The following is a 21,679-nucleotide window of genomic DNA, read 5'->3' as shown; positions in this document are numbered from 1 at the left end:
TCCCGTCGATCGGGTCGGCGGAGCGGAGCCCCGCCCGGCGAGACGAGTTACCGCCGGTCCGCCCGGCTCGCCGCGCGGCGCTGCGCTCGGTTGCCGCCGTAATGCGGGGCGACCTGCGGACGCGACTGGGCCTCGAAGCGGTCGTAAGCGTCGACGATGTCCGAGACCAGCCGGTGGCGAACCACGTCGCTACTGGTCAGCTCCGCGAAGTGGATGTCCTCGATCTCGGTGAGGATCTCGCTGGCGGCGCGCAGACCGGACCGGGCGCCGGTCGGCAGATCGACCTGCGTCACGTCACCGGTCACCACGATCTTCGAGCCGAACCCGAGGCGGGTGAGGAACATCTTCATCTGCTCGGCGGTGGTGTTCTGCGCCTCGTCGAGGATGATGAAGGAGTCGTTCAGCGTGCGTCCGCGCATGTAGGCCAGCGGCGCGACCTCGATGACACCGGCCGCCATCAGCTTGGGAATGGCCTCCGGGTCCATCATGTCGTGCAGCGCGTCGTAGAGCGGACGCAGGTACGGGTCGATCTTCTCGTTCAGCGTGCCGGGCAGGAAGCCGAGCCGCTCGCCCGCCTCGACCGCAGGGCGGGTGAGGATGATCCGGTTGACCTGCTTGGTCTGCAGCGCCTGGACCGCCTTGGCCATCGCCAGATAGGTCTTGCCGGTACCGGCGGGACCGATGCCGAACACGATGGTGTTCGCGTCGATCGCGTCGACGTAGCGCTTCTGGTTCAGCGTCTTGGGCCGGATGGTCTTGCCCCGCCGGGACAGGATGTCCAGGCTGAGCACCTCCGCGGGGGACTCGCTGGAGCCCTCGGTGAGCATCGAAACGGTGTGCCGCACCGCCTCGGGCGTCACCACGCGGTTGCGGCCGGTCAGCGCGACGAGTTGCTCGATGACCCGCTCGGCGAGCGCGACGTCGGCCGCCTTGCCGGTGAGGGTCACGGAATTCCCGCGGACGTGGATGTCCGCGTCGAGCAGCGTTTCCAGTTCGCGAAGATTCTGGTCGGCCGAACCGAGGAAGGGGAACACGGATTCAGGAGCGAGTTCGATGCTCGAGCGCACGGTGCGCGCTGCGGGACCCGAACCGTTGTCGCCGGCGCCGATGCCTGCCGCTGGGGTGGTGGGGTCGCCGATCTCGCCTTGTGTTCTCAAAAGTGGCTATAGCCTGCTTTCCGGTCTCGACTGCTGCTGTATGGAGAAAGTTTAACCCGCCCCACCGACACCGCCCAGTGAATAAGCCGTGGGCAAAACCGGCTCCTCACGGGATTCCCCCACGTCGCCGCGCCCAATCCTCGGTGAAATCACGAAAGCGTCGCACCGCGTCCGGTGGTGTGGTAGCGGCGGGCCAGATCAGCCCGACCGCGCGCGCGGCGCCCGCGTCCGCGAGCGGGACCGTCACCGGGCCGGACAGCGGGCCCGCGGACAGTGGATCTTCGCGCGGCAGGATCGCCACTCCCAACCCCGCCGAGACCAGCCCGGCCACCGTGACGAGATCGCTCGACTCGAACGCGATCCGCGGCCGGATGTCCGCGGCGGCGCACAGTTCGTCGAAGATGCGCCGCATCCCGAATCCGTGGTGCATGGTGACGAACTCCGCGTCGGCCACCTCGGCGAGGCGGACCTGCCGCCGTCCGGCCGATCGGTGTTCCGGCGGCACCGCGAGAACCAGCGGCTGTCGCAGCACGGCGCGCCAGCCCACGCCGGCGACGGCCGGGCGCGGCGAGACGATGCCCAGATCGCTTTCACCCGCGAGCACTCGCTCGGTCACCGCTGCTGCCGCTCCCTGCCACAGCGTGATCGCGATGCGGCCGGAGATGCGGCGGAAGCCGCTGATCAGCTGCGGCACCAGCGAGCCGCCGAAAGAGTGCTGGAACGACAGCCGCACGACGCCCCCGGCCGGGTTGGCTCGATCGGCGAGGGCCTGTTCCGCCGCGTCCAGCTCGGATTGCGCGCGGCGGGCGTGCTCGTAGTAGATGCGACCGTATTCGTTCAGGACGATCCGCTTCCCGTGCCGGTCGAACAGTTCGACTCCCACCCTGCGCTCCAAGCGGGCCAGCATGCGCGACAACGTCGGCTGCGCGAGGTGCAACCGCTCCGCGGCGGCGCCGACCCGTTCGAGTTCGGCGAGTGTCGTGAACCACTCCAGATCCTCGCCCAGCACTGCCCGACCTCTCTATATGCGCTCAGGGAATGACCTTACTTCTCATTATTCATTTCCTTTCGGAAAACCGCCTGGCGATGCTGGACGAAAGGAGGAGCCGATGACCTCGACACGGATCGAAGCGGCGAGCGACGTCGCCCGCGAACGCAGGATCACCATCGCGCTGTTCGCGGCCGGTCTGACGACTTTCGCCTCGATGTACAGCGCCCAGGCACTGCTGCCGAGCCTCTCGGCCGCGTTCGGCGCGACGCCCGCGCGGGCGGCACTGGCGGTGTCGCTCACCACCGGGTTTCTCGCGCTGGCCATCATCCCGGTGAGCGCGCTCTCGTCGCGGATCGGCCGGACCAAGGTGATGATCGGTTCCGCCGTCGCGTCGGCGGTGCTCGGACTGCTGCTGCCGCTGAGCCCTTCGCTGGATCTGCTGCTGGCCGGACGCGCGCTGCAAGGCATCGCGCTGGCCGGTGTGCCCGCGGTGGCGATGGCCTATCTGGCAGAGGAGATCGGCGGGGACGGGCTGGGCGCCGCGATGGGCATCTACGTCGCGGGTACCACCATCGGCGGGCTGGCCGGGCGGTTGATCCCGGCATTCACGTTGGACGTGGCGTCCTGGCGGTGGGCGCAGGCCGTTGCCTCGATCGCCGCCGCGGCCTGCACCGTGTGGTTCGTCCGCCGGCTGCCGCCCTCGCGCGGCTTCGTGCCTCGCCCCGCCGGAATCCGGACGGTCCTGGGCGACCTCGGCAGCCAGTTGCGTCACCGCGGACTGCTCGCTCTGTTCGGACTGGCGTTCGTGCTGATGGGCGGGTTCGTCTCGATGTACAACTATCTCGGCTACCGGCTGACCAGCGCGCCGTTCGGGCTGCCGGAAGCACTGGTGGGGCTGGTGTTCGTGCTCTATCTGGCCGGAACGGCGGCCTCGGCGGCATCCGGCCGGCTGACCGATCGGATCGGCCGATCCTGGGTGCTCGCGATGTCGCTGGCCGTCATGGCGATCGGGCTCGTGGTGACGATTCCCGACCACCTCGGCACCGTGTTGCTCGGCGTATTGCTCTTCACCGCGGGCTTCTTCGGGGCACACACCGCGGCGAGCGCGTGGGTGGGGGCCATGGCCGAAGGCAACCGGGGCGCGGTGTCGTCGCTGTATCTGTTCGCCTACTACCTCGGCAGCGCGCTCGTCGGCGGAACAGCGGGCATCGCCTACGCCCGCTCCGGGTGGCTCGGGCTGGTCTGCGGCATCGGATCGCTGATGGTCGTCGCGGCACTGCTGCTGTGGGTATCGCATCGGGCGCATCGTGGTGCGGCGACGGTTCGCACCGGCACCGCTGACTCACTGGAAACTGCCCCCGTCGAGGTTTGACCGGATACCGCGCCTCGGATGCGAGTGCATCGACCAACTATCGCCCGATCAGCGGGCACCCGCTCGCGATACGAACCAGTGCGGAAGAGAGCCGCGTCGGCGCGAGACCTCACCAACGCGGCGTCAGTGCGCCGAGCGCGCCGAGGGCGACCGCTGCCGCGGTGGATGTACGTAGCACTGTCGGGCCGAGCAAGGTGATGTCCGCGCCCGCTTCGGCCAACGCCGTGAGCTCCGCGTCGGCCAGCCCACCTTCCGGACCCACGACGAGGACTATTTCGGCGGCTTCGGCGAAGGGCAATTCGGTGAAACGGGCGGCGCCGGATTCGTGCAGCGCCGCGACGATCGCGCCGCGGGCCTTCGCCGCGCGAACCAGCTCCAGCAAGTCCTGGGTGCGGTGTAGGTCGGCGACTTGCGGAATGTAGGCCCGGCGGGACTGCCTGGCGGCCGAGCGGGCCGCGGCCCGCCACTTCTCGACTCCCTTGGCCGCCTTGCCCTCCCAGTTCGCGACGCAGCGCGCGGCCTGCCAGGGAACGACGACGTCCGCGCCCGCCTCCGTCATCAGCTCGACCGCCAGTTCCGACCGATCGGATTTCGGCAGTGCCTGCACGACGGTCACCGGCGGCGTCTGAGGTGCCGCAAGCACCCGCTCGCGCACCGCGAGCTCGAGCCGGTCGCGTTGCGCGGCAACGACTTCCGATGCGGCCAGCACCCCGCGCCCGTCGGAGAGGGTGATCGGCTCGCCGACCCGGATGCGGCGCACCGTGGCGGCGTGCCTGCCCTCCGGGCCGTCGAGCACCGCGACCGCGCCCGGCTCGGGCACCTCGTCGAGGTAGAAGACCGTCTCGGCCACCTAGCGCCCGCTGAAGGACGCGCGCAGCCGCGCGAACAGGCCGCTGTTGTGCTCGGATTGCGCCGACATCACTTCGGCGCGCTCCCGCTCGCGCAGTCCCTTGTACTTGCGCAACAGTTCGGTCTGCTTGCTGTCCAGCTTGGCCGGGATCACGATGTCCAGATGCGCCAGCAGGTCGCCACGCGCGCTCGAGCGCAGCCGCGGCATTCCGTGCCCGCGCAGCACCGAGATCTCGCCGGGCTGGGTGCCCGCCGGAATGCTCAGCTCGGTGGGGCCGTCCAGGATGGTGTCGATCACGACGGTGGTGCCGAGCGCCGCGTCCACCATCGGTACCCGGATGGTGCAGTGCAGATCGTCCCCGTCCCGGACGAACACGTCGTGCGGCTGCTCTACGATCTCGACGTACAGGTCGCCCGCGTGACCGCCGCCGGGGCCGACCTCGCCCTGCGCGGCCAGCCGCACCCGCATGCCGTTCGCGACGCCCGCGGGGATCGGGGCCGCGATCTCGCGGCGCGCCCGCACCCGGCCGTCGCCACCGCATTTGTGGCACGGGTCCGGGATGGTCTCGCCCGCGCCGCGGCAGGTGGGGCACGGGCGCGAGGTCAGCACCTGGCCGAGGAAGGACCGCTGCACGGACTGGACCTCACCCGCGCCGCCGCAGGTTTCGCAGCGCACCGGCTTGGACTTGGCGTTGGTACCGGAGCCCTGGCAGATGTCGCACAGGATCGCGGTGTCCACGGTCAGGTGCTTGGTCACGCCGACCGCGCATTCGGCCAGGCTGAGCCGGGTGCGGATCAGCGAGTCGGCGCCGGGCTGGACGCGACCGCGCGGCTTGCGCGCACCGGCCGATCCGCTCATGCCGCCGAAGAACGCCTCGAACACGTCGCCGAGCCCGCCGAAGCCCGCGCCGTTGAATCCGGCCCCGCCGCCGCCGGATTCCAGCGGGTCGCCGCCCATGTCGACGATGCGCCGCTTCTCCGGATCCGACAGCACCTCGTAGGCGGCCGACACTTCCTTGAACTTGGCCTGCGCCGCCTCGTCGGGGTTGACGTCGGGGTGGAGCTCACGCGCCAGCTTGCGGTATGCCCGCTTGATCTCCTGGTCGGTCGCGTTCTTCGCGACGCCGAGCAGTCCGTAGTAGTCCCGTGCCACTTGAGTTCTCTAGTCCTTGGTCGTTCTCGACAGTGCCGCCGGTGCCCGCGCCGCTGTGAAGGGCGCCGACAACAGCATTAGTCTTGTGCACTCAACTTTATCCGGCCGAAAGGTCGAGCGTAGCAGTGGTGTCGTCGCGTCAGCGCTCGGCGAGGACCTCGCCGATGTATCGGGCGACGGCCGCCACCGATGCGATCGTGCCCGGGTAGTCCATCCGGGTGGGCCCGAGCACCCCCATACCGCCGAGCACGGCGCCCGCCGAGCCGTAGCCGGTCGACACCACCGACGTGCCGCGCATCTGCTCGACCTGCGTCTCTTCCCCGATCCGCACCGTCACCGTCCCCGGTTGCTGGGCCGCGGCGAGCAGCTTGAGCACGATCACCTGCTCCTCGAGTGCCTCCAGAACCGAACGCAGCGAGCTGGGGAAACCGAAGTCGGCGGCGTTGCGGGTGAGGTTGGCGGTGCCGCCGAGCACCAATCGCTCCTCTGGGTGCTCCACCAGGGTCTCCACCAGCACCGTGGACACCCGCACCAGCACGTCGCGCAGCCGCAACGGAGCGTGCTCGGGCAGCTCGGCCACCGCCGCGGAGGCCGCGGCCAGGCGTTTGCCGTCCATCGCGCCGCCGAGCATGCCGCGCAGCGCGGCCAGATCCTCGTCATCGATCAGCGCGCCGAGCTCCACCAGGCGCTGGTCGACCCGGCCGGTGTCGGTGATAACCACCAGCAGCAGGCGGGCGGGATTGAGCGCCACCACCTCGATGTGCCGCACCGTGGACGCCGACACCGTCGGGTACTGCACGACGGCGACCTGCCTGGTCAGCTGAGCGAGCAAGCGGACGCCCCGGCGCAGCACGTCGTCGAGGTCGACGCCGGACTCCAAAAACTGGAGGATCGCCCTGCGCTCCGCCGACGACAGCGGCTTAACCTCGGAGATCCGGTCCACGAACTGCCGGTAGCCCTTGTCGGTGGGGATGCGGCCGGAACTCGTGTGCGGCTGGGTGATGTAGCCCTCGGCCTCCAGCACCGCCATGTCGTTGCGCACCGTCGCGCTGGAAACACCCAGGTTGTGCCGCTCGACCAGCGTCTTCGACCCGATCGGCTCCTTGGTCGCGACATAGTCCGCGACGATGGCACGCAGGACCTCGAAGCGCCGATCCTCGGTGCTCGACATCGGCCGCACCTCCTCGCTCTCGTCTCCTGTCACGCCGTACCCGGCGCCGACGTCCCGTGACGGCCGCACCTCGCGGGCCGTCCGCGGTTCGTCCGTCGATCCAGTCTAATTGTCGGTAACCGGATCTCTCGCCTGCAACGGGACGAAGGAGCGGTGCGAAGCTCAGCGCGGAACGGCGGCGTCGATCACCGCGGCCACGGCGTCGGGCCGGGAGACCAGCGAGGCGTGCGAGGCCTCGATCTCACCGGTTCGAGCCGCCATGCGCTGGGCCATGAAGCGCTGGGAGGACGGCGGGATGACCCGGTCGTCGGCGGAGACCAGATACCAACTCGGCGTGCCGGACCACGCGGGCGGCCCGGACGGTTCGAGATTGGCCTTCACGGCGATGGAGCGCTGATGGACGATCATGTCCGCCGCGGTCGCCGGGCCGACGTCCTGGGCGAAGACGTCATGGAAGCTGGCGGGTGCGACATATGCGTCCAGGTTCTTCCCGGCGACACCCGTGACGTCGTCGACGAGCTTCACCTGCAGCGCGGGCGGCAGCAGCTGGCTGCCCGGGAAGCGGATCGGGTCGAGCTCGGCCTGCGCCACCTCGCCTTCCACCGGCGCGAAAGCCGCGATGTACACCAGCGATTCGACCTTGGGATCGTGCACGTTGCTGATCACGAAGCCGCCGTAGGAGTGCCCCGCCAGCACGACGGGACCGCTGATCGTGTCCAGCGTGCGCTGCACGGCGGCCGCGTCGTAGGCGGGCCCGCGCAGCGGGTTCTCCGGCGTCACCACGCGGTAGCCGCGCTCGCGCAGCACGGCAGCGACACCGTCCCAGCTGGTGGTGTCGGCGAAGGCGCCGTGCACGAGCACGACGGTGGGCAGCGATTGCGCTTGCGCCGGCCCTGCCGCTGTGGTGGCGGCGAGCAGGAGGGCCAGCGCGGCCACAGCACGGCGCAGGTAGCGTTTGTTCGGCATCGGGTCTCGGCTCCTCAGCTCCTCAGGAAGTCCAGCAGATCGGCGTCGAACGCCTTCTCGTAGTCGCCGCACAGGCCGTGCGGAGCGCCGGGGTACACCTTCAACTCGGCCCTCGGCAGCAATTTCGCCGTCTTGGCGCCCGCGGCGGCGAGCGGCACGATCTGGTCGTCGTCGCCGTGCGCCACCAGCACCGGGATCTCGATGCTCGGCAGCTCGGCGGTGAAATCGGTCTCGGAGAACGCCTTGACGCAGTCGAACGCGCCCTTGAGTCCCACCTGCATGCCCATCAACCAGAAGTGGTCGCGCAGTCCTTGCGAGACCTTCGATCCGGGGCGGTTGGCGCCGTAGAACGGGATCGCCAGATCCTTCCAGAACTGCGAGCGGTCGGCGGCCACGCCCGCGCGGATGTCGTCGAACGCCTCGATCGGCGTCCCTTCCGGATTGCTCGCGGTCTTCAGCATCAACGGCGGGACCGCGCCGAGCAGCACCGCCTTGACCACCCGCGATGTGCCGTGCCGGGACAGATACCTGGTCACCTCGCCGCCGCCGGTCGAGTGCCCGACCAGTATCGCGTCCTTGATGTCCAGCTCGTTCAGCACCGCGGCGAGGTCGTCGGCGTAGTGGTCCATGTCGTGCCCGCCCCACACGTCGCTCGAGCGTCCGTGCGCGCGCCGATCGTGGGCGATGGCGCGATAGCCGTTGTTCGCCACCAGGTTCATCTGGTTGTCCCAGGCGTCCCCGTTCAGCGGCCAGCCGTGGCTGAACACCACCGGACGTCCGGCACCCCAGTCCTTGTAGTAGATCTCGACGCCATCGGTGGTGGTGATCGTCGGCATGGCAGTTCCCTTCGATCTGGACGGATGTCGGGTGAACCGGGGATCGATCTTGGTCGACCGACAGCGTATGACGGGCGGCCGCCGGAGAAACGACTCTGCGTGCACGATCTTCGGCTCAGAATGCACGGCCCGGTCGGCAGGTTCCATGCGAGGATTGCCGAATCTGTCTCATTTGCGACGGAGGCTGTGATGACGGTCGTGTTCAATTCGGACACCATCGCGCCGCACGAGCGAGCGGACGCGGTGGCCGCGGCAGTACAAGAGGCATCGGTCCCGTCCCATGTGGTGCTGGACGGGCCGGACGAGCGTGTGCACGCCACGTTCGACGTGTGGCGGTTCGGCGAGGCGCGCATCGTGCGCGCCAGCACCTCGGGCATCCACCTGATCCGCACGCCGAAGCAGGTCAGGGCCTCCCCCGCGCCGGTGCTGGCGGTCGCGGTGCAGCAGGCGGGCGACGGACGGTACGAGCAGGGCGGCGTCCGTCGCGTCGTGCGACCGGGCGATCTCCATATCATGGATCTGAACGCGCCCTACGACTTCAGCCGGCACGGCGACGGGGCGTCGACCTGCCTGCACGTGCCCCTCGATCAGCTCGGCCTGCCCGCCGATCTGATCGGTCAGGCCGCCGCCAGAGTGCAGGACAGCCCGCACTACCGGCTGGTGGCCAACCACATCGTCCAACTGACCGCCGACGCGGACGCGCTCAGCGCCGACCCGGCGGCCGCCCTGTCGGGTTGCGCCAGCATCGAGCTGATCCGGGGACTGTTGTTGTCGGCGTGCGCCGACGACGGCTCCGTCGTCCCCTCCGACATCCTGCTGTCCCGGATTCGCGCCTATATCCGGCGCAATCTGGCGGATCCCGGTCTCGGTGCGGAACAGATCGCCAAGGCGCACAACATGTCGGTCCGGCAGCTCTACAAGATCTACGCGAACACGGAGTGCAGTCTCGAGCAGGGAATCATCAGCCAGCGTCTCGAGCGGGTACACGGCGATCTGACTCGTCCGGACCAGAAGCATCGGACGATCGCGATGATCGCGCGCCGCTGGGGCTTCCGCGATCCGTCACATTTCGCCCGGCGCTTCCGCGCCGCCTACGGGCTCACGCCACGGGAATGGCGCAGAACCGCCCTCGCCCCGGACGAGGCGTAATGGTCAGCCGCAGGTTTTCGCCTGCTTGCCCGCGAGCGCATCGAGACCGAGCATCGCCAGCAGCGACTCGCAGTCGGCGGCGTTCTCCGCGTAGCTCGCGACAGTGCGGGCGGCGACGGCGCACTGGCGCGCGTTTTCCGCTTTCTCCGCTGCTCGCGCCTCCGCGAACTCGCCTGGTTCATGGATGAGGGTCATACGTGGTGCCGAGGCCATGAGTCTCCTTGGGGGTTGGTCGCAGACTACGCGGCCGGTGCGCACCGTGTTACCGGAACGAGACATAAAGTGCATCGCGTTGACCCGACCGTGATCCGGCACGGGATCAGTCGAGCAGTTCGCGGACGACACCGTCGGCGAGCAGACGGCCGCGGTCGGTGAGGACGAGCCGGTCGTCCGCGGTGCGCACGGCGAGGCCGTCGGCGACCACGCGATCGACGGCGGTGCGCGCGGAGGACGCCAGCTCGGCCAGCGGCAGGCCGGTGCGCAGCCGGACGGCGAGCATGACCCGCTCGGTGTAGCGCTCGTCCGCGCTCAGCGCCTCCCAGCCCGCGGCGGGCAGCCCGCCCGCGCCGACGCGATCGGCGTATCGAGCGGGGTGCTTCACGTTCCACCACCGCACGCCGCCGACATGACTGTGCGCGCCCGGCCCTGCGCCGAGCCAGTCACCGCCGTCCCAGTAACCGAGGTTGTGCCTACAGACCGCGGCGTCGCCGACGGCCCAGTTCGACACCTCGTACCAACCGAATCCGGCCGAGCGCAGCCGGGCGTCGATGCGCTCGTAACGTGCGGCGAGCACGTCGTCGTCCGGCGCGGGCAACTCGCCGCGGCGCACCCGCCTGGCCAGCGCGGTGCCGTCCTCCACGATCAGCGAATAGGCGGAGACGTGGTCGACGCCCGCGCTGAGCACCGCGTCCAGGCTGGCGTCCAGATCGGCATCGCGCTCACCCGGGGTTCCGTAGATCAGATCGAGGTTGACGTGCTCGAATCCAGCGGTGCGCGCCTCCAGCGCGGCGGCCACCGCGCGGCCGGGGGTGTGCGTGCGATCGAGCACTTTCAACACGTGCGCCGCGGCGGACTGCATGCCCAGCGACACCCTGGTGAACCCGGCCGCCCGGATGCGCTCGAAGAATTCCGGCGAGGTGGATTCCGGATTCGACTCCGTGGTGACCTCGGCCCCGGCGGCGAAGGTGAACTCGGCGCGCACGGCGTCCAGCACCGCGGCGAGCCCGTCGCCGCCCAGCAGGGAGGGCGTCCCTCCGCCGACGAAGACGGTGGACACTTCCGGCGTCGTGGTGGGCAACGCCGCGAACTGTTCGGCGGCGGTCGCCAGCTCGCCGCGCAACGCCGCCAGCCACGACTGCGGCGAGGCCGAGCTGCCGAGCTCGCCCGCGGTGTAGGTGTTGAAGTCGCAGTAGCCGCACCGCGTGGCGCAGAACGGCACGTGCACGTAGATCCCGAACGGCCCGTCGCCGAAGTCGCGTAGCACCGGCGCGGAGGTGTCGGTGCTCGCGGTAGCGGCGGAAGAACTCACCTGTCCAGTGTGAACGTCGCCGCGACCGCGCCGACGGCCGGGACTCCGCTACCGGCCCTTCAGTCCGCCACGACCGGAGTGTTCTGGTTCGCGGTGAGCAACCAGCGGCCGTCCTCCTTGGACATCACGTACATCGGGCTACCTTCGCCGTCCAGAGCACCCGCGTCGGTGAAATAACGCTGGCGCACCTTCACCGCCACCACATCCGGGCGGATGAACAGCACGTGCTCGACCTCGTAGGTCGCCGTGCCGCGTGCGGTGGCCCCGGGCAGCACCTGCGCGGTGAACTCCGCGATGGCCGCCCGTCCGAAGAGGCGTTTGCCGTGTCCGGTGGTCCAGATCGCGTCCTCCCGGAACAGCGCGACGAATTCGTCGACGAGCTCGTAGCGCTGGGCGTGCTGGACGCTCGCGACCACCGCGCGGATGGCTTCGAGCTCGCCGGTGGCGTCGACAGTGGTGGTACTCATGACGCCGAGCGTCCAACCTCCACTTCACTCGAGGTCAAGCGAGGTGCGCAGTGTCACAGACGGTGCGGTCGCCGTATCACGCGCCTGGTTGGGGCGCGGAACTATGACTGCCGTCACAAACTGGGCGGAACGTCCAGGGGATTTCCCGCAGATTCACGGGAAATGCCCGACGCAGGGTCGGAAGGCCATCGCTGACGTGGCACAATAGGCCGCATGCGCGCTTTGGAGATTCGACTGGTGGCCCGTCGCCACGTCGATTACAAGCGCGTCTGTAGCGCCTGCTGTCTGCCCGGTTCCCCCCGGTAGCTCAGCGCGCCCGATCCCCGGGTCCCCGGCGATCCCGACTTCATCGGCCCGCTGACACCGCAGGCGTGAGTCAGCCTCTCGCGCCTCTCAGCAGGATGTACCACCCACCCCGCAGGAGCGACCCCATGACGTCGAGCCCCGACGCCGGTCCGACCGATCAGCCCACGCCCGAATCCAAGCCGGGGCACCGCGCGCGCCCCGAACGCCCGGCATCCGAACGCCGGGTCCGCCCGGATCGGCCGCGTCCCGAGGCGACCACGACCGGACCGCGCGTCCGCACCGGCAAGCCCGTGCGCCGCAAGGCCGAGGGTCAGTGGGCGCTGGGTTACCGCGAGCCGCTGAACCCGAACGAGCAGTCCAAGAAGGACGACAACCCCCTCAACGTCCGCGCCCGCATCGAGAACATCTACGCCAAGACCGGCTTCGACGGTATCGACAAGGGCGACTTGCGCGGCCGGTTCCGCTGGTGGGGTCTGTACACCCAGCGCGAGCAGGGCTACGACGGCACCTGGACCGGTGACGAGAACATCGATCTGCTCGAGGCCAAGTACTTCATGATGCGCATCCGCTGCGACGCCGGTGCGCTGAACGTCGCGCAACTGCGCACGCTGGGCGAGATCTCCACCGAGTTCGCGCGCGACACCGCGGATCTGTCCGACCGGGAGAACGTGCAGTACCACTGGATCGAGGTGGAGAACGTCCCGGAGATCTGGAAGCGGATCGAGGCCGTCGGCCTGAAGACCACCGAGGCGTGCGGCGACTGCCCGCGCGTGGTGCTCGGGTCCCCGCTGGCCGGCGAATCGCTGAACGAGATCATCGACCCGACGCCCGCGATCGAGGAGATCGTGCGCCGCTACATCGGCAAGAAGGAGTACTCCAACCTGCCGCGCAAGTTCAAGACCGCGATCTCCGGCCAGCAGGACGTGGTGCACGAGATCAACGACGTCGCGTTCGTCGGTGTCGTGCATCCCGAACACGGCCCCGGTCTGGATCTGTGGGTCGGCGGCGGACTGTCCACCAACCCGATGCTCGCCAAGCGGGTGGGCGTGTGGGTGCCGCTGGACGAGGTGCCGGACGTATGGGAAGCCGTCGTATCGGTGTTCCGCGACTACGGCTACCGCCGCCTGCGCACCAAGGCGCGCCTGAAGTTCCTGATCAAGGACTGGGGCATCGAGAAGTTCCGCCAGGTGCTGGAGGACGAGTACCTGAAGCGCAAGCTGATCGACGGCCCCGCGCCCGAGCAGCCGACCAAGCCGATCGACCACGTCGGCGTGCAGCGGCTGCGCAACGGACGCAACGCGGTCGGCTTCTCCCCCATCGCGGGCCGGGTGTCGGGCACCGTCCTGACCAAGGTCGCCGACGCGGTCGAGCGGATCGGCTCCGATCGCGTCCGGTTCACCCCGTACCAGAAGCTGATCGTGCTCGACGTTCCCGACGACAAGGTCGACGCGCTGATCGACGAGCTGGAGCCCCTCGGCCTGCAGGCGCGACCCTCGCTGTGGCGACGGAATCTGATGGCCTGCAGCGGTATCGAGTTCTGCAAACTCTCCTTCGCCGAGACGCGCAAGCGCTCCCAGGCGCTGGTGCCGGAGCTGGAGGAACGACTGGCGGATCTGAACGCGCAGCTGGATGTCCCGATCACGATCAACATCAACGGTTGCCCGAACTCCTGCGCCCGCTCGCAGATCGCCGACATCGGGTTCAAGGGCCAGCTGGTCGATGACGGCACCGGGAATCAGGTGGAGGGCTTCCAGGTTCACCTCGGCGGCAGCCTCGGCTTCGACAGCGCGTTCGGGCGCAAGCTGCGCCAGCACAAAGTGACCACTAAGGAACTCGGCGACTACATCGACCGGGTGGTGCGCAACTTCGTCAAGCAACGTTCGGAGGGCGAACGGTTCGCCCAGTGGGCGGTCCGCGCCGACGAAGCCGACCTGAGATAAGTGTCGACGGGAGATCAATTGTGACAACCGAACTCGCGGAAAAGCTGTCCGAGGACGAGCTCCGCGCCATCGCCGCGCGCGGCGCCGCCGAACTCGACGGCGCCTCGGCGACCGAACTCCTGCGGTGGACCGAGGACACCTTCGGCGCGAACTACATCGTGGCCTCCAACATGCAGGACGGCGTGCTGGTGCACCTGGCCGCGGGCGTGCGTGCCGGCGTCGACGTGCTCTTCCTGGACACCGGCTACCACTTCGCCGAGACCATCGGCACCCGGGACGCGGTGGAGGCCGTGTACGGGGTGAACGTGGTCAACGTCCGGCCGGAACACTCCGTCGCCGAACAGGATCGGCTGCTCGGCAAGGATCTGTTCGCCCGCGAGCCCAACGAGTGCTGCCGGTTGCGCAAGGTCGTCCCGTTGCAGAAGTCGCTCGCGGGCTACAACGCCTGGGTCACCGGCATCCGCCGGGTGGAGGCGCCGACCCGGGCGAACGCACCGCTGATCTCGTTCGACGAGGCGTTCGGCCTGGTGAAGATCAACCCGATCGCTCCGTGGTCCGACGACGAGATGCAGGACTACATCGAAAAGCACGGCATCCTCGTCAATCCCCTGGTGGAGGAGGGGTATCCGTCCATCGGCTGCGCTCCGTGCACACGGAAGCCGGAGCCGGGAGCCGATCCGAGAAGCGGCCGTTGGGCCGGCCTCGCCAAGACCGAATGCGGGTTGCACACAGCATGACCGAGTCAGGGCCCGGAGGAGGCAGCCTGCGTAACCACGTAGGACCCCTCGGGCATGCGAAAAAGGACCACAGCATGACCGAGTCAGGGCCCGGAGGAGGCAGCCTGCGTAACCACGTAGGGCCCCTAGGGCATGCAAAAGAGGACACAGCATGACCGAAACCATTCGCAACGAACGTTCGCTCGGTATCACCGACTTCGACACCCTCGCCGCGCTGGAATCCGAGGCGATCCACATCTTCCGCGAGGTGGCGGGCGAGTTCGAGCGGCCGGTGATCCTGTTCTCCGGCGGCAAGGACTCCACCGTGCTGCTGCATCTGGCGCTCAAGGCGTTCTGGCCCGCGCCGCTGCCGTTCGCACTGCTGCACGTGGACACCGGGCACAACCTGCCCGAGGTGCTGGAGTTCCGGGACAAGGTGGTCGAGCGCTACGGCTTGCGCCTGCACGTGGCCAAGGTGGAGGACTACCTGGCCGACGGCAGGCTCACCGAGCGCCCCGACGGCATCCGCAACCCGCTGCAGACCGTCCCGCTGCTGGACGCGATCAGCGAGCATCGGTTCGACGCCGTGTTCGGCGGCGGCCGTCGCGACGAGGAGCGCTCACGCGCCAAGGAGCGAATCTTCTCGCTGCGCAACGCCTTCGGTCAGTGGGACCCGAAGCGGCAGCGTCCCGAGCTGTGGAACCTGTACAACGGGCGCCACGCGCCGGGCGAGCACGTGCGCGTGTTCCCACTGAGCAACTGGACCGAGCTGGACATCTGGCGCTATATCGCCCGGGAGGACATCGACCTGGCGAGCATCTACTACGCGCACGAGCGTCCGGTGTACCTGCGCGACGGCATGTGGATGACGCCCGGCGTGTGGGGCGGCCCGCGTGCGGACGAGGTGCTGGAGACCAGGTCGGTGCGGTACCGCACCGTGGGCGACGGATCCTCCACCGGCGCCGTGCTTTCCGACGCGGCCGACAACGAGGCGATCCTCGCCGAGGTCGCCGCGTCCCGACTGACCGAACGTGGTGCGACCCGCGGCGACGACCGCGTCTCCGAAGCCGCGATGGAAGACCGCAAACGAGAGGGTTATTTCTGACATGTCCGACCTATTGAGGCTGGCCACCGCCGGTTCTGTCGACGACGGCAAGTCCACTCTGGTCGGACGCCTGCTCTACGACACGAAATCCGTTCTGGCCGACCAGATCGACGCCGTCACCCGCGCGTCGGTGGACAAAGGTCTCGCCACCCCGGATCTCTCGCTGCTCGTGGACGGGTTGCGCGCGGAACGCGAACAGGGCATCACCATCGATGTCGCCTACCGCTACTTCGCCACTCCGCGCCGCTCATTCGTGCTCGCGGACACCCCCGGGCACGTGCAGTACACCCGCAACACCGTGTCGGGCGCGTCCACCGCGCAGCTGGTGATCCTGCTCGTCGACGCGCGCAAGGGCGTCATCGAGCAGACCCGCAGGCACGCCGCCGTGCTCGCGCTGCTCGGTGTGCCGAAGCTGGTGCTCGCGGTGAACAAGATCGATCTGGTGGACGACGCCGCCGCCGTGTTCGCCGCCATCTCCGCGGAGTTCAACGAGCTCACCAGCACGCTGGGCTGGTCGAGCGAAGACGTGCTGGAGATCCCGGTCTCGGCGCTGCACGGCGACAACATCGCCACCCGGTCGGACAACACCCCGTACTACGACGGTCCGTCGCTGATCGAGCACCTGGAATCGGTGCCGGTCGATGCCGACAGCACCGGCGATCACGAGCTGGGCCTGCGGTTCCCGGTGCAGTACGTGATCCGGCCGCGCACCGCCGAGCACCCGGACTACCGCGGCTACGCGGGACAGATCGCGGCGGGCGCGGTCGCTCCCGGCGACGAGGTCGTGGTGCTGCCGTCGGGCATCCGCACGACCGTGGAGCGGATCGACACCCCCGACGGCGAACTCGCGGTGGCGCAGGCCGGACGCAGCGTCACGCTGATCCTGGCCGACGAGGTCGACATCTCGCGGGGCGACATCATCGCCGCGGCCGCCGACGCGCCCGAGCCGATCGACACCTTCGACGCCACCGTGTGCTGGCTGGGCGACAAGCCGCTGCGCCCCGGTGCGCGGCTGCTGCTCAAGCACGGCACCCGGACCACCCAGGCGATCGTCGGCGCGCTGCTGGAGCGCTTCGACGAGCAGCGCCTCGCGGCCGCCCCTAACCCGGAGTCGTTGGAGCTCAACGACATCGGGCGCATCGCGGTGCGGGTCGCCGAGCCGATCGCGGCCGACGACTACCGAGCGAACCGGCACACCGGCAGCTTCCTGCTGATCGATCCGGCGGGCGGCAACACGCTGGCGGCCGGTCTGGTCGGTGACGTGCTGACCGCCGTCGAGGTCGGTACCGGAGCCTGACATGGCGGTGTCGCGAGCCCTGTTCGGCGCGCCGCCGGTCCTGGGCGCTGTCGCCCCGGCGGGCGGTCCGGGCTGCGCGGCTTCCCGGATCGCCCCCGGGATCGACGGCAGCCCGGCGCGACCGCCCGCGCTGATCGCGGTGGCCCACGGCAGCCGCGATCCGCGGTCGGCGGCAACCGTCGCGGAGGTGGTCGGCGCCGTCGCCGCCGCTCGTCCGGACCTCGACGTCAGGACGGCGTTCCTCGATCTCACCGCCCCGTCGGTCGAACAGGTGGTGGATGCCGTCGCCGCCGACGGGCACACACACGCGGTGGTGACGCCGCTGCTGCTCGGCAGCGCCTTCCACGCCAGGGTCGATCTGCCCGGCCTGCTCGCCGCGGCCCGCGCCCGCCATCTCGGGTTGCGCCTGACCCAAGCCGACGTGCTCGGCGTGGACGCCGGACTGGTCGGTGCGCTGCGCGACCGTGTCATCGCCGCCTGCGCCGGGCATCGCTTCGCGGATCGGCGCCTGGGCGTCGCGGTGGCGGCGGTCGGATCGTCGTCGGCGGCGGCCAACGCCCGGACCGCCGAGGTGGCCACCCGCCTGGCCGCCCGCACCGGCTGGCGCACCGAGATCTGCTTCGCCACCACCGAACCGTCGGTCACCGAAGCGATTTCGCGACTGCGTGCTCACGGCGCCGAGCACGTGCTGGTCGCTCCCTGGTTCCTCGCACCCGGGTTACTGACCGATCGCCTCGTCGACGCCGCGCCGGAGGCGATCCACGCCGATGTGCTCGGCACGCATCCGGCCCTCACCGAGGTCATCCTGGATCGCTATCACGCGGCGATCGCGGATACTCGCGCGCTCTCGGCCTGACCGGGCGTTCGCGGAGGTTCCCGGGCGGGCGCGCCCGCGTGACGCTGTCGCGTGCTAGGAACGTGGCATGGCCGAGTCGTTCCGCACCACCTCCTGCGCCAGCCACGGACATCCCGAGTTCACCATTCTCTTCACCGAGCCGCAGCTGCCCGGCATGGCGAACTGGCTGCTGTCGTATCTGGAGTCCACCGTCGCGGCGGGCACGCGCTACCACCCCGGCGAGACGATCCGGATCGGCTGGAATCTGGTCCGGGTGCGCGGTCGCGACGACGGCACGTTGGGGCTGACCGAACGCACCGACGCGCAGACCTGGGCCGAGCAGGTCGACCGCACCCTGCGCGATGTGTGGTATCAGCGCGAAGTGGCAGCCGGGGTCGGCCTCACCGATCACCTCGACATTCCCGGCGAGGACCAGCGGGCCACCATCTCGTCGTGCGGACTCGAATCACCGGTCCTGGTGCTGGCGCGCACCGAGCCGGACGACTCCGAGTCCTCCGGTTGGTCGGTGGAATGCTTCGAAGACCACGCGCACCGGTCGTCGTACTACACCACCCTGCTGGAGCTGGCCACCGCCATGCCGTTCGCGGTGCAATTCTTCGCCCTACCGGTAGCGACCACGGTGCTGATCGAAAGCCCCGAGATCACCCTCACCGGCACCATCCGGCCGCACATCGTGGACGCCGAAGGCGTGGAACTGTCCCCGATCCCTGGTTCCTACCTGGACTACCTGGTCAACGGCTCACCGGCCGACTAGTCGCCCGGGCCGAGCAGATCCGCCACGAGGTCGCGCGCGGTAGTGACGCCCCACTCGTCACCCATCTGCCGCGCCGTGTGCGCCGCGGCGATCACCGCGTCCAGTTCGAACGCGACGGCGTCGGCGCTGCGCGCACCGAAATGGCCCTGGTCCTGCGCCCGGCGAATCTCCTCGATCAGGAACGCGAGCCAGTCCCTGCGGTCTTCGGCGATGGCGTCGCGCACCGGTCCCGGCCTGCTGTCGAACTCGGCGAGGGTCGCGACGCGGAAGCACCCGCCGGCGAATGCGGGGTCGGCCACCTGACCCAGCCAGCGCTCGACCAGGGCGCGCAGGCGCGGTAGTCCGGCCGGCTCGCTCAGGCTCGGCGTGATGACTTCGTCGATGAAGACCTGCCGCGCGGACTTCACCGCCGCGATCTGCAGGCTCTCCTTGCTGCCGAAAAGGGTGGCGATGCCGCTCTTGCTGAGTCCCAGGTCAGTGGCCAAGCGGCCGATGCTGAGGCCGTTGAGGCCCTCGACAGACGCCACGTCGGCGGCGCGGCGGGCGATCGACGCGCGCGCCCGCGCACCCTTGGCCAAGCGTTGATCGGTGCCGCGCGGCTGGTCACGTGTGGTGACGGACTCGGTCATGACGTCATTCTTCCACTTAGCTGTTGCACATACGAACGTATGGTCGTATTTTCATTGAACGAACGATCGTGCGTTTTGTATCGCCTACTAAGGACTTCCCATGACCGACGCGTCCGTGCGGCTCGACAGCCCACCGACCGCGACCGCGGCCACGCCCACCTTGCTGATCGCCTGCGGCGCCGCCTTCATCGCCTTTCTCGATCTCTCCGTCGTCAATATCGCCTTCCCGTCGATCGCCCGGGACTACCCTGGCACGGCGACCGCCACGCTGACCTGGGTCGTCAGCGGCTACGCGGTCGCTTTCGCCGCGTTGCTCACCCCGGCGGGACGTCTCGCCGACGCGCTCGGCCGCCGCAGGCTGTTCCTCGGCGCGCTGGCCGGCTTCGCCCTCACCTCCCTGCTGTGCGGGCTCGCCCCGACAGCGGGCTGGCTCATCGCGGGCCGAGTGCTGCAAGGCGGCGCCGCGGCGCTGATGGTGCCGTCCGCCCTCGGATTGGTGCTCGCCGCCACGCCGCGGGAGAAGATCGGCGCGGCCATCGGAGCCTGGTCGGCCGCGGGCGGGTTCGCCGCGGTCGTCGGTCCCGCACTCGGTGGCGCGCTGGTCGAAGGATTCGACTGGAGGGCGGTTTTCGTCATCAACGTTCCGGTGGCCCTGCTGCTCATCGTGGCGGCGGCGCGCGTTCCGGCCCCCGACGACCGACGATCCGGCGGTGCGCTGCCGGATCCGCTCGGCACCCTCGCGGTGGCGCTCGGGCTGGGCGGGCTGGTCGCCGGCGTCACCGAAGGGCAGCGCTGGGGGTGGACCTCGGCCGGGACACTGAGCGCGCTGATCGGCGGCGGACTGCTGGTCGTGGCCGCCCTCATCCGTTCGGCGCGCCATCACGAACCCGCGATCGCCGTGGACCTGTGGCGCAGCAAGTCGTATGCGCTGGCCAACGCAACCTCGTTCGTCTTCGGTGCGGCGATGTTCGCCTGGCTGCTGTCGGGACCGCTGTTCCTGGACGCGATTTGGGACTACTCGGTGCTCGGCTCCGCAGGCGCCATGACCATCGGAGCGGGCGCGTCGATGGTGACGGCGACCGTCGCGGGCCGGATCGGCTCGGTGACGTCCAGGCGGTGGCTCGGCGTGCTCGGTGCGCTGATGTTCGTGGCGTGCACCGTGTGGATGAGCACGGATGCCTTCGGCGTCACTCCGGCCCTGTGGTCGGCGTGGATTCCGGCCGGTGTGCTCGGCGGTGGCGGCATCGGTTTCGTCGTCACGGTACTGGGCACCGCGGCGGCCAGTGCGCTTCCGCCGCAGCAGTTCGCCGCGGGCACCGGCATGAACCTGACGGCGCGGCAAGTCGGTGGAGCGCTCGGCGTGGCCGTGCTCGCCGCCGTGTTCGCGGCACGTCCCGACGATCCACTCGGCGCGTTCCACATCGTCTTCGCCGTGTGCGCGGGCATCGCCGCCGTGGCCGCTTGCCTGGCGGCGCTACCGGCCCGCACTCCGTCCTTCTCCGTCGACAACTAGGAATCAACGTGAGCGACAACGATATTCGTACCGAAGAGAACGATCCGCTGCTGCTGCCGCCCGCGGAACAACGGCGTCTGCTCGCCGGCACCCCGTGGCAGCGCTACGCGGTGCTCGGCGACTCCATCGCGCAGGGCGTCGGCGATCCGAGCCCGGGTTACGAACTCGTGGGCTGGGCCGATCGCGTCGCGGCGGTGCTCACTTCGGTTCGCCCGGATCTGGCTTACCTGAACACCGGCCGGATCGGCGCAACCTCCGCCCAGGTCATCGCCGAGCAGTTGCCCTCCGTACTCGAATTCCGGCCCGATCTCGTGCATCTCAGCTGCGGCGGCAACGACCTGTTCCTGCCGGGCGGCGACCTCGCCGAACTGCGGACCAACCTGGACACGCTATTCGGAACGCTGGCCCGCACCGGAGCGCAGATCGTGACCTTCACCCTCGCCGACGTCTGGGAAATCGAGCGTATGGCGCCGATGCGTCCGATGCGCGACCGGATGGCCGCGCTCAACGACCTGGTCCGCGAACTGGCCGCCCGCTACGACGCGCTCCTGCTGGAACTCTGGGACCACCCGCTGCGCCTGCGGCCCGACCTGATGAGCGCCGACCTCATCCACTTCAGCATGAGCGGCCACGCCGTACTCGCCTCGGATATGGTGCGGGCGCTGGCCGGCCACGTTCCCGTGTCGCGCTGATCGGACACGTGGTGGAGCCATCGGCCGTCGAATGCCTCCACCGGTCTCGAAAGGCGGCGACCGAGCGCGATTCGCAACGGGCCCCGTCCGACCGAGGCGGAGGAGGCCGTTGCTCCGTTACGGACCACGGCGGTATTCGAGGGCCAGGCCCTCGCGGGCAGCGACCGAAGTCCGCCGCAACGGCGGCCTTGGCGACGCCGGAGCAACCCGCATTCGATGCCGGCGATCCGCT

At 69.6% G+C, this 21,679-nt stretch carries 22 protein-coding genes; 11 read left to right on the top strand and 11 right to left on the bottom strand.

Going from position 1 to position 21,679, the window contains the following annotated elements; translation table 11 throughout:
* Positions 1-47: 47 nt before the first annotated feature.
* On the bottom strand, positions 48-1,109 hold the full coding sequence (locus ACWEH3_RS28575) for a PhoH family protein (RefSeq protein WP_195077925.1): 1,062 nt from the start codon (positions 1,107-1,109) through the stop codon (positions 48-50).
* A gap of 154 nt (positions 1,110-1,263) precedes the next feature.
* Complete coding sequence (locus ACWEH3_RS28570) at positions 1,264-2,166, bottom strand: LysR family transcriptional regulator (RefSeq protein WP_450018605.1); 903 nt, start codon at positions 2,164-2,166, stop codon at positions 1,264-1,266.
* A 100-nt stretch (positions 2,167-2,266) separates the two neighbouring features.
* On the opposite strand from ACWEH3_RS28570, the gene ACWEH3_RS28565 reads away from it, so the two are divergent.
* A complete protein-coding gene (locus tag ACWEH3_RS28565) occupies positions 2,267-3,520 on the top strand; it encodes an MFS transporter (protein WP_450018607.1) in 1,254 nt (417 codons plus the stop codon).
* A gap of 109 nt (positions 3,521-3,629) precedes the next feature.
* On the opposite strand, the gene ACWEH3_RS28560 is transcribed toward ACWEH3_RS28565, so the two are convergent.
* The 5 genes from ACWEH3_RS28560 to ACWEH3_RS28540 form a co-directional block, all read right to left on the bottom strand.
* Entirely contained in the window at positions 3,630-4,370 is a 741-nt protein-coding gene (locus ACWEH3_RS28560; protein ID WP_450018609.1) for a 16S rRNA (uracil(1498)-N(3))-methyltransferase, read from the bottom strand.
* Complete coding sequence (gene dnaJ / locus ACWEH3_RS28555) at positions 4,371-5,522, bottom strand: molecular chaperone DnaJ (RefSeq protein ID WP_450018611.1); 1,152 nt, start codon at positions 5,520-5,522, stop codon at positions 4,371-4,373.
* A 139-nt stretch (positions 5,523-5,661) separates the two neighbouring features.
* Positions 5,662-6,693, bottom strand: a complete 1,032-nt coding sequence (gene hrcA / locus ACWEH3_RS28550) for a heat-inducible transcriptional repressor HrcA (RefSeq protein ID WP_450018613.1) — start codon at positions 6,691-6,693, stop codon at positions 5,662-5,664.
* Between the two features lie 162 nt (positions 6,694-6,855).
* On the bottom strand, positions 6,856-7,659 hold the full coding sequence (locus ACWEH3_RS28545) for an alpha/beta fold hydrolase (RefSeq protein ID WP_450018615.1): 804 nt from the start codon (positions 7,657-7,659) through the stop codon (positions 6,856-6,858).
* A 14-nt stretch (positions 7,660-7,673) separates the two neighbouring features.
* Positions 7,674-8,495, bottom strand: a complete 822-nt coding sequence (locus ACWEH3_RS28540) for an alpha/beta fold hydrolase (RefSeq protein ID WP_450018617.1) — start codon at positions 8,493-8,495, stop codon at positions 7,674-7,676.
* Between the two features lie 189 nt (positions 8,496-8,684).
* Here ACWEH3_RS28540 and ACWEH3_RS28535 point away from each other — a divergent pair, with 189 nt between their 5' ends.
* On the top strand, positions 8,685-9,644 hold the full coding sequence (locus ACWEH3_RS28535) for an AraC-like ligand-binding domain-containing protein (RefSeq protein WP_450018619.1): 960 nt from the start codon (positions 8,685-8,687) through the stop codon (positions 9,642-9,644).
* A gap of 3 nt (positions 9,645-9,647) precedes the next feature.
* Here the strand turns inward: ACWEH3_RS28535 and ACWEH3_RS28530 are convergent, their stop codons facing one another.
* From ACWEH3_RS28530 to ACWEH3_RS28520, 3 genes are all read right to left on the bottom strand, one after another.
* Entirely contained in the window at positions 9,648-9,857 is a 210-nt protein-coding gene (locus tag ACWEH3_RS28530) for a hypothetical protein (protein WP_355072425.1), read from the bottom strand.
* 106 nt (positions 9,858-9,963) lie between these two features.
* Positions 9,964-11,172 (bottom strand): radical SAM family heme chaperone HemW, encoded by a 1,209-nt coding sequence (gene hemW, locus ACWEH3_RS28525; RefSeq protein ID WP_450018621.1) that lies wholly within the window; start codon positions 11,170-11,172, stop codon positions 9,964-9,966.
* A gap of 59 nt (positions 11,173-11,231) precedes the next feature.
* Entirely contained in the window at positions 11,232-11,639 is a 408-nt protein-coding gene (locus ACWEH3_RS28520; RefSeq protein WP_450018623.1) for an SgcJ/EcaC family oxidoreductase, read from the bottom strand.
* 213 nt (positions 11,640-11,852) lie between these two features.
* Between ACWEH3_RS28520 and ACWEH3_RS28515 the strand changes: the two genes are divergently transcribed.
* From ACWEH3_RS28515 to ACWEH3_RS28485, 7 genes are all read left to right on the top strand, one after another.
* A complete protein-coding gene (locus ACWEH3_RS28515; protein WP_350909175.1) occupies positions 11,853-11,945 on the top strand; it encodes an Ms4527A family Cys-rich leader peptide in 93 nt (30 codons plus the stop codon).
* Positions 11,946-12,070: 125 nt separating this feature from the next.
* Complete coding sequence (locus tag ACWEH3_RS28510) at positions 12,071-13,885, top strand: nitrite/sulfite reductase (protein ID WP_450018626.1); 1,815 nt, start codon at positions 12,071-12,073, stop codon at positions 13,883-13,885.
* Between the two features lie 20 nt (positions 13,886-13,905).
* Positions 13,906-14,622, top strand: coding sequence for a phosphoadenylyl-sulfate reductase (locus ACWEH3_RS28505; RefSeq protein ID WP_450018628.1), 717 nt, complete (start codon positions 13,906-13,908; stop codon positions 14,620-14,622).
* A 151-nt stretch (positions 14,623-14,773) separates the two neighbouring features.
* Positions 14,774-15,706, top strand: coding sequence for a sulfate adenylyltransferase subunit CysD (cysD, locus tag ACWEH3_RS28500; protein ID WP_450018630.1), 933 nt, complete (start codon positions 14,774-14,776; stop codon positions 15,704-15,706).
* A gap of 1 nt (position 15,707) precedes the next feature.
* The gene (locus tag ACWEH3_RS28495) at positions 15,708-17,003 is read left to right on the top strand and encodes a sulfate adenylyltransferase subunit 1 (RefSeq protein ID WP_450018632.1); all 1,296 of its coding nucleotides are present in this window, start codon (positions 15,708-15,710) and stop codon (positions 17,001-17,003) included.
* Position 17,004: 1 nt separating this feature from the next.
* Positions 17,005-17,859: a sirohydrochlorin chelatase gene (locus tag ACWEH3_RS28490; RefSeq protein WP_450018634.1), complete on the top strand. Its 855-nt coding sequence runs from the start codon at positions 17,005-17,007 to the stop codon at positions 17,857-17,859.
* Between the two features lie 67 nt (positions 17,860-17,926).
* The gene (locus ACWEH3_RS28485; RefSeq protein WP_450018636.1) at positions 17,927-18,613 is read left to right on the top strand and encodes a hypothetical protein; all 687 of its coding nucleotides are present in this window, start codon (positions 17,927-17,929) and stop codon (positions 18,611-18,613) included.
* Here ACWEH3_RS28485 and ACWEH3_RS28480 read toward each other — a convergent pair.
* Positions 18,610-19,242 carry a TetR/AcrR family transcriptional regulator gene (locus ACWEH3_RS28480; RefSeq protein ID WP_450018638.1) on the bottom strand — a complete coding sequence of 211 codons (633 nt, stop codon included), beginning with the start codon at positions 19,240-19,242 and terminating at the stop codon, positions 18,610-18,612. The genes ACWEH3_RS28485 and ACWEH3_RS28480 overlap by 4 nt on opposite strands.
* A gap of 100 nt (positions 19,243-19,342) precedes the next feature.
* Here ACWEH3_RS28480 and ACWEH3_RS28475 point away from each other — a divergent pair, with 100 nt between their 5' ends.
* Positions 19,343-20,755 carry an MFS transporter gene (locus tag ACWEH3_RS28475; RefSeq protein WP_450018640.1) on the top strand — a complete coding sequence of 471 codons (1,413 nt, stop codon included), beginning with the start codon at positions 19,343-19,345 and terminating at the stop codon, positions 20,753-20,755.
* A gap of 8 nt (positions 20,756-20,763) precedes the next feature.
* Complete coding sequence (locus ACWEH3_RS28470) at positions 20,764-21,447, top strand: SGNH/GDSL hydrolase family protein (protein WP_450018642.1); 684 nt, start codon at positions 20,764-20,766, stop codon at positions 21,445-21,447.
* Positions 21,448-21,679: the final 232 nt, after the last annotated feature.

The organism is Nocardia sp. NPDC004718, from assembly GCF_053601535.1.
This window is presented reverse-complemented; position numbering and strand designations above follow the sequence as displayed.